The organism is Pelosinus sp. IPA-1 (genome assembly GCF_030269905.1).
Lineage (GTDB): Bacteria > Bacillota > Negativicutes > DSM-13327 > DSM-13327 > Pelosinus.
Genome location: NZ_BSVC01000002.1, coordinates 69,863 through 84,516, shown reverse-complemented (window position 1 = coordinate 84,516; position 14,654 = coordinate 69,863). Strand labels below are relative to the sequence as shown.

11 protein-coding genes and 1 other annotated feature are annotated in these 14,654 nt (G+C 40.5%); of the genes, 3 read left to right on the top strand and 8 right to left on the bottom strand.

Translation table 11 applies throughout. The features are described 5' to 3' along the window. Window positions 1-143: 143 nt before the first annotated feature. On the bottom strand, window positions 144-1,676 hold the full coding sequence (locus tag QSJ81_RS04065; RefSeq protein ID WP_285716139.1) for an AbgT family transporter: 1,533 nt from the start codon (window positions 1,674-1,676) through the stop codon (window positions 144-146). 142 nt (window positions 1,677-1,818) lie between these two features. Continuing rightward, window positions 1,819-3,048, bottom strand: a complete 1,230-nt coding sequence (locus QSJ81_RS04060; protein WP_285716138.1) for a M20 metallopeptidase family protein — start codon at window positions 3,046-3,048, stop codon at window positions 1,819-1,821. Between the two features lie 346 nt (window positions 3,049-3,394). Then, window positions 3,395-3,650: a binding site (T-box leader), on the top strand. Window positions 3,651-3,765: 115 nt separating this feature from the next. Between QSJ81_RS04060 and QSJ81_RS04055 the strand changes: the two genes are divergently transcribed. Further along, window positions 3,766-4,737, top strand: coding sequence for a bile acid:sodium symporter family protein (locus tag QSJ81_RS04055; RefSeq protein ID WP_285716137.1), 972 nt, complete (start codon window positions 3,766-3,768; stop codon window positions 4,735-4,737). A 39-nt stretch (window positions 4,738-4,776) separates the two neighbouring features. Continuing rightward, window positions 4,777-6,066, top strand: coding sequence for a lactate racemase domain-containing protein (locus tag QSJ81_RS04050; protein ID WP_285716136.1), 1,290 nt, complete (start codon window positions 4,777-4,779; stop codon window positions 6,064-6,066). A 97-nt stretch (window positions 6,067-6,163) separates the two neighbouring features. On the opposite strand, the gene QSJ81_RS04045 is transcribed toward QSJ81_RS04050, so the two are convergent. The 3 genes from QSJ81_RS04045 to QSJ81_RS04035 form a co-directional block, all read right to left on the bottom strand. Beyond that, window positions 6,164-6,763 carry a hypothetical protein gene (locus QSJ81_RS04045; RefSeq protein ID WP_285716135.1) on the bottom strand — a complete coding sequence of 200 codons (600 nt, stop codon included), beginning with the start codon at window positions 6,761-6,763 and terminating at the stop codon, window positions 6,164-6,166. Between the two features lie 243 nt (window positions 6,764-7,006). After that, window positions 7,007-8,278, bottom strand: coding sequence for a sensor histidine kinase (locus QSJ81_RS04040; protein ID WP_285716134.1), 1,272 nt, complete (start codon window positions 8,276-8,278; stop codon window positions 7,007-7,009). 2 nt (window positions 8,279-8,280) lie between these two features. Continuing rightward, entirely contained in the window at window positions 8,281-8,955 is a 675-nt protein-coding gene (locus QSJ81_RS04035; protein WP_285716133.1) for a response regulator transcription factor, read from the bottom strand. Window positions 8,956-9,181: 226 nt separating this feature from the next. Here QSJ81_RS04035 and QSJ81_RS04030 point away from each other — a divergent pair, with 226 nt between their 5' ends. Beyond that, entirely contained in the window at window positions 9,182-10,219 is a 1,038-nt protein-coding gene (locus QSJ81_RS04030; RefSeq protein WP_285716132.1) for a CAP domain-containing protein, read from the top strand. Window positions 10,220-10,458: 239 nt separating this feature from the next. On the opposite strand, the gene QSJ81_RS04025 is transcribed toward QSJ81_RS04030, so the two are convergent. From QSJ81_RS04025 to QSJ81_RS04015, 3 genes are all read right to left on the bottom strand, one after another. Continuing rightward, window positions 10,459-11,163 carry a histidine phosphatase family protein gene (locus tag QSJ81_RS04025; protein WP_285716131.1) on the bottom strand — a complete coding sequence of 235 codons (705 nt, stop codon included), beginning with the start codon at window positions 11,161-11,163 and terminating at the stop codon, window positions 10,459-10,461. A gap of 34 nt (window positions 11,164-11,197) precedes the next feature. Next, entirely contained in the window at window positions 11,198-12,397 is a 1,200-nt protein-coding gene (locus QSJ81_RS04020; protein WP_285716130.1) for an MFS transporter, read from the bottom strand. A gap of 265 nt (window positions 12,398-12,662) precedes the next feature. After that, window positions 12,663-14,636 (bottom strand): glycosyltransferase family 39 protein, encoded by a 1,974-nt coding sequence (locus QSJ81_RS04015; RefSeq protein WP_285716129.1) that lies wholly within the window; start codon window positions 14,634-14,636, stop codon window positions 12,663-12,665. Window positions 14,637-14,654 lie beyond the last annotated feature (18 nt).

Sequence of the window (14,654 nt, the reverse complement as noted above, 5' to 3'; positions counted from 1 at the left end):
TTATCCTACACAATCCGTATCTTATATTTATATTTATATTTACTATTAAAATATAAATCTCCTGCAAGGCTAGGCTATCTTGCAGGAGATTTGTCTATTTAAAAATTCAATCGACTGAGCAATTACTGCTCAATTGAGCATCCTCACCATAAACGCTGAGGTGCCCCTGGTCCAACTGGCCATCCAGTCAGATACCAGAAGATAAACAATAGATACCACATGATTAAAAAAGAAATTGCGTATGGCACCATTAGCGATAAGTATGTCCCTATCCCGGTATCCGATTTATACTTACCCAGTCCTTCCAAAAATAGAGGCAGGAAGGGATTTACGATCCCAATTGTATTCAGTGAGCCATCACCTGCTCGGAATGCCATCTGAATAAAAGCTGGGTGATACCCCAATAGCATGAACATTGGGACAAACACTGGAGATAAAAGTGCCCACACAGCAGAGCCACTGGCAGTGAACAAACCTAAAAACTGACCAAATAGCATAAAGCATAACAATGCAGGTAGACCCGTCATATTGATGCTTTGCAAAAATTCTGCTCCACTCGTCGCCACTAAGGTAGCAATATTAGTCCAGCCAAAAGCAGCAATAAACTGCGCGATGGCGAATGCCATGACAAGAAATCCAGACAATCCTTTAAAGGATTCACTCATCATGCTAATTACGTTATCAGCATTACGAATTGAACCAGATTTTATTCCATAGGTAAGACCCAGGGTGAGTAAAAACAGAAAGAGTAAAGGTACAATCCCTTTCATAAATGGCGAACCGGCAATGGCTCCCGTTTCAGGATTTCTTAGTATAGCTCCTTCAGGAACCAGCATCACCAGTAGTATTACGATAAAGATCAAGGCTGCAATGCCAGTGGTGCGCAGCGCATTGATTTGCTGAAGGCTAGGCTTTTCAAGCGTCACTTCTTTAATTCCTTTATAGACACCAAGACGTGGTTCAACAAATTTCTCAGTAATAATAGTTGTCAGTACGGAAAGGTAAAAAACCGAGAAGCTCATAAAATACCAATTATCAATGGGTGTCACTACTGCATTAGGGTCCACAATTTTGGCAGCCTGGGTCGTAATTCCAGAAAGCAGTACATCTGTTGTAACAATTAAAAGATTTGCTGTGAATCCAGAATAAATAGCAGCAAGGGAGGCAGCAAATCCAGCAAATGGATGTCTACCCAAAGAATAGAATAACATAGCCGCAATCGGTGGAACAACGACAATCGCAGCATCTGATGCTAAATGACTCATAAAACTGATAAACACAATGGCAAAAGTGACATATTTTTTCGGTATGGAATGAATAGAAGCTTTAATTGCAACATCCATCATGCCAACTTTTTCTGCAAGGCCGATTCCCAAAGTCAAAACCATAATCATACCCAGCGGAGGAAAGTTAATATAATTCCTAATCATTTCTGTTAGTATCCAATGCAAACCTTCTTGGCTCAATAGGCTTTTTATTAATATCGGCTTATGGGTCATCGGATGAACAGCTGTTACATTAAGTGATGACAAAATGGCTGAAATAACTGCAAGAATTGCGATGAGTATAAGAAACAGTATTGCTGGATTGGGTAGCTTATTTCCCATGATTTCAAGCTTTTTCAAAAAACCACCATTCGATATTTTCTCTTCTGGGCTAGTTACCATTCCGCTCATAGATACAGTCCTCCCTTAATATTGGTATTTTCTTTTAAACTAAATTACCAACCTTTACATACTCCCTCCAAAGAATTTGACACACTGAATAAAATAGGTCCATTAAGAGACATTTCCCTAATTTGATTAAGCTTAGCTCTCTTTAGTAAGCTGCTATTTGAGTTACAACTTCACGCTCTTCCAACTCTTCTTTTTTATTATATTTCGTCAACGCAGCACGGCCTATTTGATACATAATTTGCGCCCCAACCAGTAAGGCATCTTCGTTAATATCAAAATTAGGACTATGTAAACTATGATGTACCTCGCCATCCTTCGCACAACCTAACCAAAAATATGCACCTGGTATGTTAGTAAGGTATCTCCCGAAATCCTCCGAAGCCAGTACAGGTTTCACATTGTCGTGTATAACTCCTGTCCCTGCAATTTTCTTTGCAGCATCAATGACCATTTCAGTTGGTTCTGCCCAATTATTTAAAACAGGATACCCATATTGGTAGTCTAACGTATATTCCCCTCCCTGGGAGGCACACATTCCATCCAATAATCTTTTCATCTTGGATGGGATTTCTTTTCGCACATTTTCACCGAGAGTACGAACGGTCCCATCAATTACAACTTTCCTGGCGATAACATTGTACCGTTCTCCTCCTTGAATGGTTCCGATTGACATGGTAGCTGTTTCTAAAGGATCAATCTGACGACTCATGATATGCCCAAGCCCTTGAATTACGTCGGACGCAATTGTAATTGAATCTACCCCATTTTGTGGCTGTCCGGCATGTGCCCCCTGCCCCAATATCTTGATCGTAAACCGATCGGATGCAGCCATTAAAGGACCTGGCCGAACTCCGATGTGCCCACAGGGTAAATCGGGCCATAGATGCAGTCCAAAGATGACGTCGGCATCATCAAGCACTCCTTCTTTTATCATTGCTGCAGCACCACCAGAAGGAGCAGCCTCTTCGGCCGGTTGAAATACAATCTTTATTGTTCCTACGAGTTTTTTACGACAGGAAGAAAATAACTTTGCTATCCCTAGTGCAATTGCCATATGTCCATCATGACCGCAAGCATGCATCACGCCTTCATTACGTGAACGATAAGATACATCATTCGCCTCGGTGATAGGTAATGCATCCATATCTGTTCTGAATACAACAACTGGTCCGGGATTTTTCCCACGAATAATACCACAAATTCCAAAATGATTAGGGAATGTCTGCACTTCCACTCCCATATCGCGCAGAGCATCGACAATAACCTCTGATGTTCGTTTTTCTTCCCAACTCACTTCTGGATTGCTATGAAAGTTTCGTCGCCAGGATACCAACTGTTGTGCAAGATCTGAGTTATTCCTTTGATCCCACATTCTAAAACCACCTTCTACAATTTAGTAACTTCCTATTTCTATCATATCACATCCTTTAGGTTCTTTTATAGACATTTCCTTAAATAATTTTAATCTTTCTTTTTAAGATAAAAAGAAATGTCACCTTTGCAAAAAGACAAAAAGCTCCCGCACTTATTGCGGGAGCTTCGTTGCTCATATCTGCTATGATTTTTAATGATAACAAATAGTCTTAAACCTGTCAAGACAATCATTTCGTATTTTTCCCGATGTTTACTCAGATTCCACTTGACAGACACAAAAGGAAGAGTATAATGGTATTTAATTAACAAACATCAGTAAAAAATGTTTTTATTTTAATATTTTTGTAAATGTAATGAGGGAGAACGTTGCAATCCTAAGATCGTTTCAGAGAACCGGTGGTTGGTGCGAACCGGTAACGAAGGGAATGCAAAAATCACTCCTGAACAGCAAAGCTGAAATGTAAAAGTAAGCTGCGCCGGCTTCAGCTCCTAAATGGAGTGCAACCGTTATCTTGCTAGGGTTGTTAGACCTGATGAGATGTAGACCGATTGGTCTATGAAAAAGGGTGGTATCGCGAGAAATTTTCTCTTGCCCCTTTGAGTCAATTATGACTCGAAGGGCAAGAGTTTTTTTATTGTAAGGGTTACTACCACATGTTTCATAGTATTGCTTTATTTAACTTGTTATTTCAAAAAAATTTTAGGAGGTTATTACATGGTTACGTATTTAGAGAAGTTAGCAGCATTGATTTGCAGGTATATGACAATCTGGGTGATAGTTGCCTCAACCATCGCTTTTGTTAATCCTGCGCCCTTTAAACTCGTTGGTCCTTATATATCCTATCTGCTAGGTGTTATTATGCTGGGGATGGGACTCACCATGTCCTTGAAAGATTTTCGCCTAGTTTTGACTAGGCCCAAGGATGTTTTTTATGGGGTGACTTTTCGTTATTTGATTATGCCGTTAGCAGGTTTTTGGGTAGCAAAATTATTGGGATTACCGCCAGCCTTAGCAGCAGGAATGGTGTTACTAGGGGCTGCTCCCAGCGGTACTGGTTCAAATGTTATGACCTATATTGCCAAGGGTGACACAGCCCTTTCTATCACCGTTTCCAGTGTGAATACAATTTTGGCACCAGTTTTGACTCCTTATATTTTTCTACTTTTGGCTGGATCGATGATTCCCATTGATGTTACTGTACTCCTAGTTGACATTGTCAAGATTGTATTAATCCCTGTCACGGTTGGTGTTGCCCTTCATATGGCTGCTCCTAAGCTGGTGGAAAAGATAATCAAGATTGTTCCCGCTGTGTCAGTCGTGTTTATTATTACGATTTTATCTTCCGTCGTGGCGCTCAATGCGGCAAAAATGGCAACAGTAGCTGTAGTTTTATGCCTTGCCGTTATACTGCAAAACATCTTAGGTTTAACCCTTGGTTATTACTCTTCGAAGACGGTAGGAATGTCTCCCAAAAAATCACGAGCAATTACATTTGAAATCGGGATGGAAAATTCAGGTCTTGCCGTTGCTCTTGCCTTAGCTCATCTTGATCCAATGGCAGCTTTACCTGCCGCTGTTGGTGCTGTTTGGCAATATATCAGTGGCAGTATACTAGCCAGTTACTGGTCAAATCGATCACCAGAGGAAGAAGAAGGCAAAACCGAAGAAGTTTTACTGGCAGAATAAAATAAAACGTACTGACTCTAAGGAAAGAAGGTATACACTGTGGAAAAAAAGATCGCATTAAAGTATGGTAACGAAGAAATGATATTGAATATTACTGAGAAAAATATTTTGCAAATGATTGAGAGCAATCCAGTTATTTTTGATAAAACAGAAACCGAAATCATCCGAGAAGCGCTAGAATCTCCGATTGGTAGTGCGCGACTTGCTGATCTAGTACAACAAGGAGAACGGGTTTGTGTAGTCATCCCAGATATTACCCGCGCTTGGCAGAGAACAGACTTATACCTACCCTTCGTGGTTGAAGAACTCAATCGAGGTGGAATCAGGGATGAAGATATTCTTTTTATTTGCGCGCTGGGGACTCACCGCCCACAGACTGTGGAGGAACATAAGTTATTACTCGGGCCAAAATTGGCTGATCGGTTTCAGGTCATCGATCATGACTGCCAAGATCAGGAGAATCTAACCTATTGTGGTACGACTTCTTTCGGTACCCCCATATGGCTTAATAAGAAAGCCATGGAATGTGACCACCTGGTGTTAACTGGTGGCATTGTTTATCATTTTCTAGCTGGGTGGTCAGGTGGAAAGAAATATGTATTGCCTGGTATTTCCTCCTATGAAACAGTTATGAAAAATCATGCTTTATCACTCAATCCGACTAGAGGGCTAGGTCCCCACCCCGATGTACGTTCTGGTAATGATAATACCAACCTGATTCATCTGGATATGTTGGAAGCGGCCAGCTTTGCGAAGCCGACATTTCTCTTTAATGTAGTAACTGCTGAGGGGAGAATTGCAGGTGCTGTAGCAGGACATTATCAAGCCGCTCACGACAAAGGACGGGAATTGGTCGATGAGATTGATGGTGTAACCATCCAGGAAAAAGCAGACCTAGTGATTGCTTCAGCAGGCGGTAGCCCAAAAGACGTTAATCTCTATCAATCCATTAAAACACTGATTAATGCTCGTGAGGCAACAAAACCTGGTGGTACGATGATTATTTTGACCGAAAGTCCTGAGGGACTTGGTGGAAATGCAGAAGTACAGGACATGATTTTGGGCTATCAAACCGTTTTGGAGCGAGAAGATGCGCTGAGAGCTGATTATAGCATCTCAAAATATGTTGGCTACTATTTCTGCGAGTCGGCAGAAAAGTTTGACCTACTGTTGGTTTCATCTTTAGATCCTGATCTCTTAAAGAAAGCAAACATTAAGATTGTCAAAACATTGGATGAAGCCCTAGAACTGGTTTATACAAAACGTGGAACAGACTTGAAAACTCATATCATGCCACATGGGGCAAACACTTTGCCTAGACTTATATAAACAAAATTATACCTTATGGTCTACTTATCTAAATGTTGTATTGAAAAGATACATTGCTGAATAAAAAAAACTGGTCACAAGACCAGTTTTTTTCGTATTACTTGTTATTCCCCTTGCCTTTGCCATTATTAGGCTTATCGTCATGCTTGCTTTCTTTCTTATGGTTGCTCTTATCTTCTCGGTCATTATCTCGGCCCCGATGATCATCGCCATGACGGTCGTAATCTCTATCATCGTCACCAATGTCTATGTAAGTAACATCAACACCGCGTAATCGGGCGGCATTAACAACATCCTCATTACTTTTTTTGAGATCTTTTACTTTGACACCGTACATTTTGGCAATCTCGCCCCAGCCCATATTTTCATGACGATAGCGACTAATCTCATCTACAGGTCTACCGGAATAAACGGCTGCTGCATAGATAAGCGATATCTCACCAAGACCGAAATCAAAATCAGTTCTTAACCTAATTACTTCCACCGGGGAAACGGTGCGGTTATAGTTGGATGATAAAACTTGCGCGAATCTGATATTACCACCAGACGCTTCCGTTTTTGAGGACGATATACTAACGTCGCCAATTGAAGCAGTAACAGTTGAAGTAGTAACTGAGGCAGCGTCCACGCCCACCGGAGTAGTAAATGCTAGCGTTGCTGATAGAACTACGCCCGCAGTATAATGTTTTAATTTCATAGCAAAATCCCCTCTTACGTTTAATCATTTTCATTATAACACCACGACTAATTGGTCAACTAGAGACAAAAGTCCTGTATTGGGACTAAACGCTCATGCCACATTTTACCACTAAGGTATAAAATTCCTGCAAAGAATTTTTCGCTATATATTCATTTTGCTTAGTTCTTCTATTAGGAGTCTAAAGTGGCTCATTAAGTATGCTTTTGAGCCTATACAAGTGCTCCTTTATAGTGAAGATCTTTAGCTTTCTTTGCTCTTGGTAACAGGGATAGAAACTATAAATTTTGTCCCCTTTCCTAATTTGCTTTCAACTCTTATTTGTCCCCTGTGCTTTTCTATAATCCACTTAGCAATTGCCAAACCTAGTCCTATGCCTCCGCTTTCACGAGAGCGTGCTTTATCCTCACGGAAAAATCGATCAAAGATATGTGACAAATTCTCAGGTGATATACCACAGCCTGTATCTTGTACTGTAATTACCACGTTCTTCTCAGACTGAGAGCTGCAGACATGAACTTGTCCACCTGCATGGGTATATTTAAAAGCATTATCAATTAAGATAACCATCAATTGATGCAGACGTTCTTTATCAGCTATCAGTTCTAAGTTAGGTTGAATATTCCATGTCAGGTTAACCCTGTATACTTCTTCCATTACCTCAAACCCTTGAACTACAGTATGAATAACCTCACTTATGTTTACTGGCGCCAGTTGAAGCTCTGCTTTGTTAGCATCAGATCTGGCTAACGTAAGAAGACTGGATATCAGTTTGGTCATTCGCTTTGACTCTTTCATTATAGTATTAATCCTGTGACCTTCTTCCTCAATGGTATGCTTGGGATGTCTTAACATCAATTCCGCATTATTATATATTCCCGTGATGGGTGAACGAAGTTCATGGGATGCCTCGGAAACAAACTGTTGCTGCTTTTCCCACGCTGCCCGAATCGGAACCATAGCGCGTCCTGCGAGAAAATATCCAGCTAGAATTATACTGATAACACTTATTATTCCGCCTCCAACAGTAATCCACAGCAGGTTATTAAGTAATTCAATTTCAGAATCCACAATACTTACAGCAATTACTTCCTGAACAAGAAACCCACCATCTCCATTATACAAATTGTTTTCATATTGATACGGCACACTGATCATCCGATAAACATGGTTTTGATATTCTTTAGTCTGAATTTCTCCAGTCGTTGCCAAGGCGGCGATTTTTGCGATGTCTTCAGTCTCATCAATTCTAAAAGGGGTTGGATTGATGATCCGTCCATCAGAGCTCCGTAACAACATAAATATTCGCGGATCAAAAGGGGGAGGGGGAGCGGCTAACGCGAAGCGCCCTTGGGGCAAGTTAAATAAATTGGCCTGTGACTGCATAGCATTGTCAACTTTGTCAAATAAACGGAGAGCTAAATATCCATAAAGTATTGAGGTAAATGCTACAAAAATTAAAAGGAACACAAGGGAGTTCAAAATTGTCAATCTGCGAGATGTACTTTTAAACATTACTATTTCTCCCTTAGTATAAAACCAGCCCCGCGCACTGTTTGTATTAACATATCGAAGCCGTAGGGAGCAAGCTTTTTCCTTAAATAATGGATATATAAATCAACGACGCTAATAGCAGCTTCGGAATCGTATCCCCAAATTCGATCAAAGATTTGGTCTCTAGTAAGGATTTGTTCTTTATTTAAAATGAGAAATTCCAAAATATCATATTCTTTGCTACCTAGTCCAAAAGGTTGATTTCCGGCGAAGCCATCACGAACTTTGCTACTTAACGAAATGCCCCCATAACTTAAATCGCCTTCTGTTACTAGGTTCCCCTTACGCCGCATAAGCGCCTTTATTCTTGCCAATAGTTCCCTTATCGCAAAAGGCTTCACCAGATAATCATCTGCTCCCGCATCTAAGCCAATGACACGATCATCTACACTATCTCGTGCCGTGAGAAGCAATATTGGCACAGGACAGCCTTTTGCCCTTAATGTTCTAACTATTTCAAGCCCATTTACTTCCGGCAACATGATATCTAGCACTAATAGGTCATGTATACACTGTTCAGCTACATACAAACCATGGTCACCCGTAGATGCCTCATCAACAACATAGTTTTCTTCTAATAATAGCGCGACAACGGCTTCCCTTAGAACATTGTCGTCTTCAATGACAAGAATCTTCATTCCAATTCTCCTTATCTAGCAAGAAAATGACTCCATTCTTATATTGCTTATTTTTTTACATAATATCCTGCATAATTTCATCCTCAATCTTATCCATTCAGGCGATTCCAACAATTGCATAACAAGGACAAAAAAAACTCAAAAATTTGTAGTGTATTATAAATAATATACCAATTATGTAAACACTATTTAATTCGCTTTTTAAAAAATAAGGAGGAAATGCAAAATGAAGAAATCGATTCATAGCGCTCTACTAGGAGTACTAGGTACATCCATAGGAATGTACATGATGGTTGTGCCACTTACAACCGTTTATGCAAGTGAACAGCAAGTACCTTTTACGTTTAACAGTACTGAAAAAAATGACCTTCAAAGCTTGTTAAAGCAAATCAATCCTAATTTTACGTATAACAGTACAGGAAAAAATGATCTTCAAAGCCTGTTAAACAAAATCAACCCTAATACAAAAATTAAAAATGAAATTCAAGATCCAGTAGCAGTAGTTAAGGCATCAGCTGATAAACTAGGATTCAATGCAAAGGTCGATAGTTTTAACTTAGCAAGTAAAACGGAAACATCAGCTATTGTTAAAGTTATCCATAATAGCACTAATTACAATGTTACCCTTAAAAACTCACTTCAAGATCATAGTCAATGGATTATTACTTCAGTTAATAAACTGAATGATACAAGCAAAACTACTCCAACCAAAGATTCCGGCACTGTAAATAATGGAAGTTCCTCTGCAGGATCTACTCCTACTCCTGCTCCTGCTCCTGCTCCTGTTCCTGTTCCTGTTCCTACTCCCACTCCTGTTCCTACTCCTACTACGCCTACCGCCCCTACTACCACTCCTACTACTAGCGCCGGTTCAAGTAATACGGCAAATGCCGAACAACAAGCTGTTGATTTACTAAATGCGGACCGTCGTGCTAATGGTCTATCTAATTTACAGGTAGATGCTCGTTTAACCGCTATTGCCTTAAATCACGCACAGGATATGATTAATCGTAATTTTTTCTCTCATAACAATCCGGATGGAGAGTCTCCTTTTGACCGGATGAAGAAGGCTGGAATTTCTTATAGTACCGCCGGTGAGAACATTGCAAAAAACCAAAGTGTTCAAGCTGCTGAAGTAGCTTTTATGAACAGTTCCGGGCATCGCGCTAATATTTTAAATTCAAGTTATAATACTGTAGGAATTGGTGTCGCTTATGACAAAACTGGTAATGTTTACGTAGTGCAAGATTTTATTAAATCGTAATCCTCTGTACTGGCCTTAGCGCTAACGTACACGCATCTCATAAATATTTTTTAGCAGAGTCGAGATAATTTCCTCGACTCTGCTTGTTTTTTGATAAATTAAGCACTTCGCAATCACGAGGATGGTTTCAACAATTCAGAAGCTTTACTATAAAAATCCGCTTCGATAATTCTTACTTACTAAAATACGAACTCCTGCAAGGCTAACCGCTTTGCAGGAGTTTGTGTTCTGATCTCTTATTAGTAATAATTAGCCTTAATTCCCCGTGGTTTTATTTCCAGCCCGGCTTCATACAAATGGGAAGTATCAGCTAGCCCAATGCATCGCGGTAGTGCCCATTGATCTGACCGCTGGTCAAACAAAATAGTGGTAACCGAACTAGGCGGTAGCCAAAAGCCAGCCCACATTACGCTTAGTGGGATACGTAACAGATGGGCCAGCCAGGTGAGGGCAAATCCATTATGGCAGAAGACAGCAACTTTCTCTTCACTGGACTTAAGGCAGCGGTATTTAAAGCCCTGCCGCTCGTAACCCTGTTCTTTCAAAAAGGCATCGGATTCATTAACCAATTGCGCAAATGGTTCCTCCAACTTCAGTTTCTGGTAATCAGGCAAGGTGTGCCAGTTGGAATACGTTGGCCCGGGCTCTTTGTCAAATATTACTTCGCCAGGCACATCCCAAGCTACCATCCCTTCCCATGGTGCCTCGGTACAACGCCATTTTTCCAACTCCTGCGTCCAAGGCAAAACAGTTGCTTCCTTTTTTAATAAATCAGCAGTATATTGCATTGTATGTAGCGCACGTCCCATCGGTGAACTGTATAACTTATCTAGTTTGTAAGATGCTAGTCGCTTGCCTAGTGCCTTGGCTTCCAAATGCCCATCTGCTGTAATTGTACCGTTTGGATAGTCTGGATCAGCGTGTCGAATAATATATAATCTCATTATTTTCCCCCCACATATAAAAGATACTATAATTTCACTGTGAATTACTAGTATCCACCCCAGTTTTCGTAACTTCTAAGTGATGCTGAGGTTCCCTTATAAACATCGTAAGAATAAAACCGATTATCGGCAGTAAAACCAGTATATCGAAAACTAAAGTAATACCCCAATGATCTGCAGCCCATCCCAGCCCCAAAACCCCCATAGTGCCTAGTCCAACGCTAAATCCAAGGGTAAAACCGGATGCCAACCCAACATTTTGGGGCATCATTCTTTGCGTCAGCACTAAACTACTGGTCGCAGTTGCCGACAACAAAATCCCTATAAGAGCTAAAATAACAAAAACCAATATGCCGCTAGCCGATAAAAACCAGTACATTAATAACGCAATGGGCAGAATGGAATACAGCATAACCAACTTACTGCCATATCTGTCACTCAATATACCTCCGAACATAGTCCCTACCGCACCTGCTGCTAAATACACAGTAAGAAGAGAACTTGCATAGATCTCACTTCCTCCCAAATGGGAAACATAGTATAAAGGTACAAATGTACTAATCCCTGATGTAACAGTAGCACGGGTGAGAATCATCCCCAGTAAAGCGAATAGGGGCCAGTTAACACAATCTTTAAGTGTTCCCAAACTTCCCTTCCCTTTGGCTTCTGGACATGGAATTTTATTAATTTCATAAAATAAGGCAACACCAATTAAAATGCTCGGCAGCGTATAAATAAGAATTAAAGGACTTTGCCCTCCTATAAGTAACACCGCCAGAAGCATAGATCCCAATGCCACACCTGCATAACCGCCTAAGGAAAAAATGCTAACTGCTTTGCCTTTTTCGCGCCCACCAATAAAATTTACTGTTTTCGCAGCTTCGGGATGAAAAGCTGAATTTCCTAAACCACTGATCGCTGTACACACCATAACTAAAGGGTAATTAGGAACTAATAAAGACGCAGCCATAAATATCCCCGTAATCATACAGCCTATAGGCATCAGCCAAAGACGGTGCTTTTGATCGCTTATATACCCAAACAAGGGTTGACTGACCGAAGATGCTAAATTTTGCGTCAATACAATAGCACTTACTTCGGCATAAGACAAACCAAATTTGGCTTTCAAAAAGGGTAGTGCTACATAAAGTGCTCCGGGCGATAAGTCTGCAACTAAATGACCAAATGCGATAAGCCAAATTGTTTTGGGAACATTCTTAAATAAGTTAAACAATTGTATCACTCCACTAATACCTAAAAATAATTTGACAATCCATTTTCTTATCATTTTACCAATCTATAACATTAAACTACTTGAAATAAGGTATTCTTATTCCTTTTATTTACCATTAAAATACAAAACTCCTGCAAAGGACACTGTGCTTTGCAGGAGCTGTTAGAAGATTTATTCACCCACCTAGAATATGAACTGTTACTCAGTAATATAGTCCTGATATGCGGCTACCCAAAAATCAAAATCCATTACACGTTTATCAGTTTTAAATATGACACTCGTATAGCCGCATGGGCATCCTTTGCATTGAATTTTGCCCCCCATACTGTGCAATATTTTCATGTTCCTCCGGCTTTGTCTGCCATTCTACATCCGGTACAAGCATACCATGGGCACTTACCCACGCTTCAATGTCTGGTTGCTGACCATTTGTTGAACCTATTAAAATATAACGAACCTGTCCACTAGCAACCAGCTCTTCTAATTTTTCCGCATTCAATATCTTTTCTGAACCCATAAATCCACCGTAAGTGATTATGGGTTGCCCCATATCAAGTATGATTGGTGATGCAATATGCGCATTCGGCACAGCCACAACATATTTTTCTCCTCTTCTATGTGAAGCAAGGAAATTCTCTAACTTACCCGTGTCAACGGTAAATCTGCCTGATAAATTGAGCATGTTTCCCGGTACATTCGATTGACTCAACTGAGTATTTAGATCGGGGCCTGCATAGGGAAAAGCAGCATTTCCTGAACCATATAAAACTGGTGTGAGAGACCAGGCAAATGGCGCAATTAACAAGCTAACAACTCCAGCAATAACAAACGTGTGATGATACTTGTTTTGGTGTTCCCCACCTCTTCTGTCCTGCCAGCCCCATAGTAAAATCGTCAAAAATCCTGCTCCTATAACCAATGGCAGCATCCAGGAACGCCATTCATTATATCCCGCAATAATCGCTACTTGAACTCCGATAGTCATAATCAATGTAACTGGTAAAAGATAACGTCTTTTTCCTTCACTTGCTGACCAATCCACCAGCGTTATATAACTAATACCGACTAAAGCAGCAATCGCAGGTGCCATCATAACCAAATAATATCGATGTGCTCCTTGGGCAATACTGAAGAAGATCATTTCGGGTATAAGCCAACAGCCCCAAAAGAGCAGTTTTATTCTACTTTTTTCTGATAATGCTTGTCGTCGAAATTGGTAGAGTGCAATGACTATCCCCATTAGCGCGAATGGTAATAACCAGCTGATCTGGCCACCCAATTGATGATTAAAAAGTCTGAACGGACCGGGTAAGCCGGTTTCACCACCTAGCTGCCTCGCATTACCTGCGGAAAATCCGGAACCAGAAGCAGGCGTTATGTTGGGCACATTAACTCCTGAAGGCGAACTATCTTGTGACCGTGGGCTGACTGGATTGCGTGTCTGCCCTTGTCTTCCTGGTATCTTAATTCCATATCCTAGAAAATGTCCAAGACCATTATACCCAGTTGCAAGTTCAAGCTCCGAGTTGGTTTCGCTACTACCAACATAAGGGCGATCCTCCGGAGGAATACGATCCACTGCCACAAACCATAGCAAGGAACTAGCTATCAAAATTAATGTAGCAGTCAGAAGGTGGAACACTTTCGTTTTAAATCTCCTATTTGGGGCAAGTAAATATGTAATATAGAAAGTTGGCAAAATCATAAATGCTTCAAGACTTTTTATATTAAAACCAACCCCAATCAGAAAAAAAGCGAGTAATAATTTTTTAAAACTCAATTCTTCAGCCGCTTTTAAAAAAACGAGCACTGCGAATAATAGTGTCATAACCAACAGTACATCAATCGTATTATTGCGACTTGCAGCAACAAAAATTGGCGTAAGAGCTAATACAATTGCCGCTATTAGGCCCGCTCCTTCTCCATGGTATCGCTTGACAAGAACATAGATTAAATATACAGATATTACGCCGCCCAATGCTTGCGGAAGGATTATACTCCATCCATGAAACCCAAAAATTTTCGCACTCAGCGTCTGTAGCCAAAATCCAAGAGGTGGTTTATCGATAGTAATAAATCCACCTGGGTCAAAAGAAACAAAGAAAAAATTATGCCAACTCATCATCATGCTTTTGACCCCTGCAGCATAATAAAGATTGGCCATCCCTTCTTGTCCCAAATTAACAAAATGCAAAAGAAGCGATAATACTAATACGAGTACTATTCCTATTCGTTGCAAGACTCTAACCTCCATAAA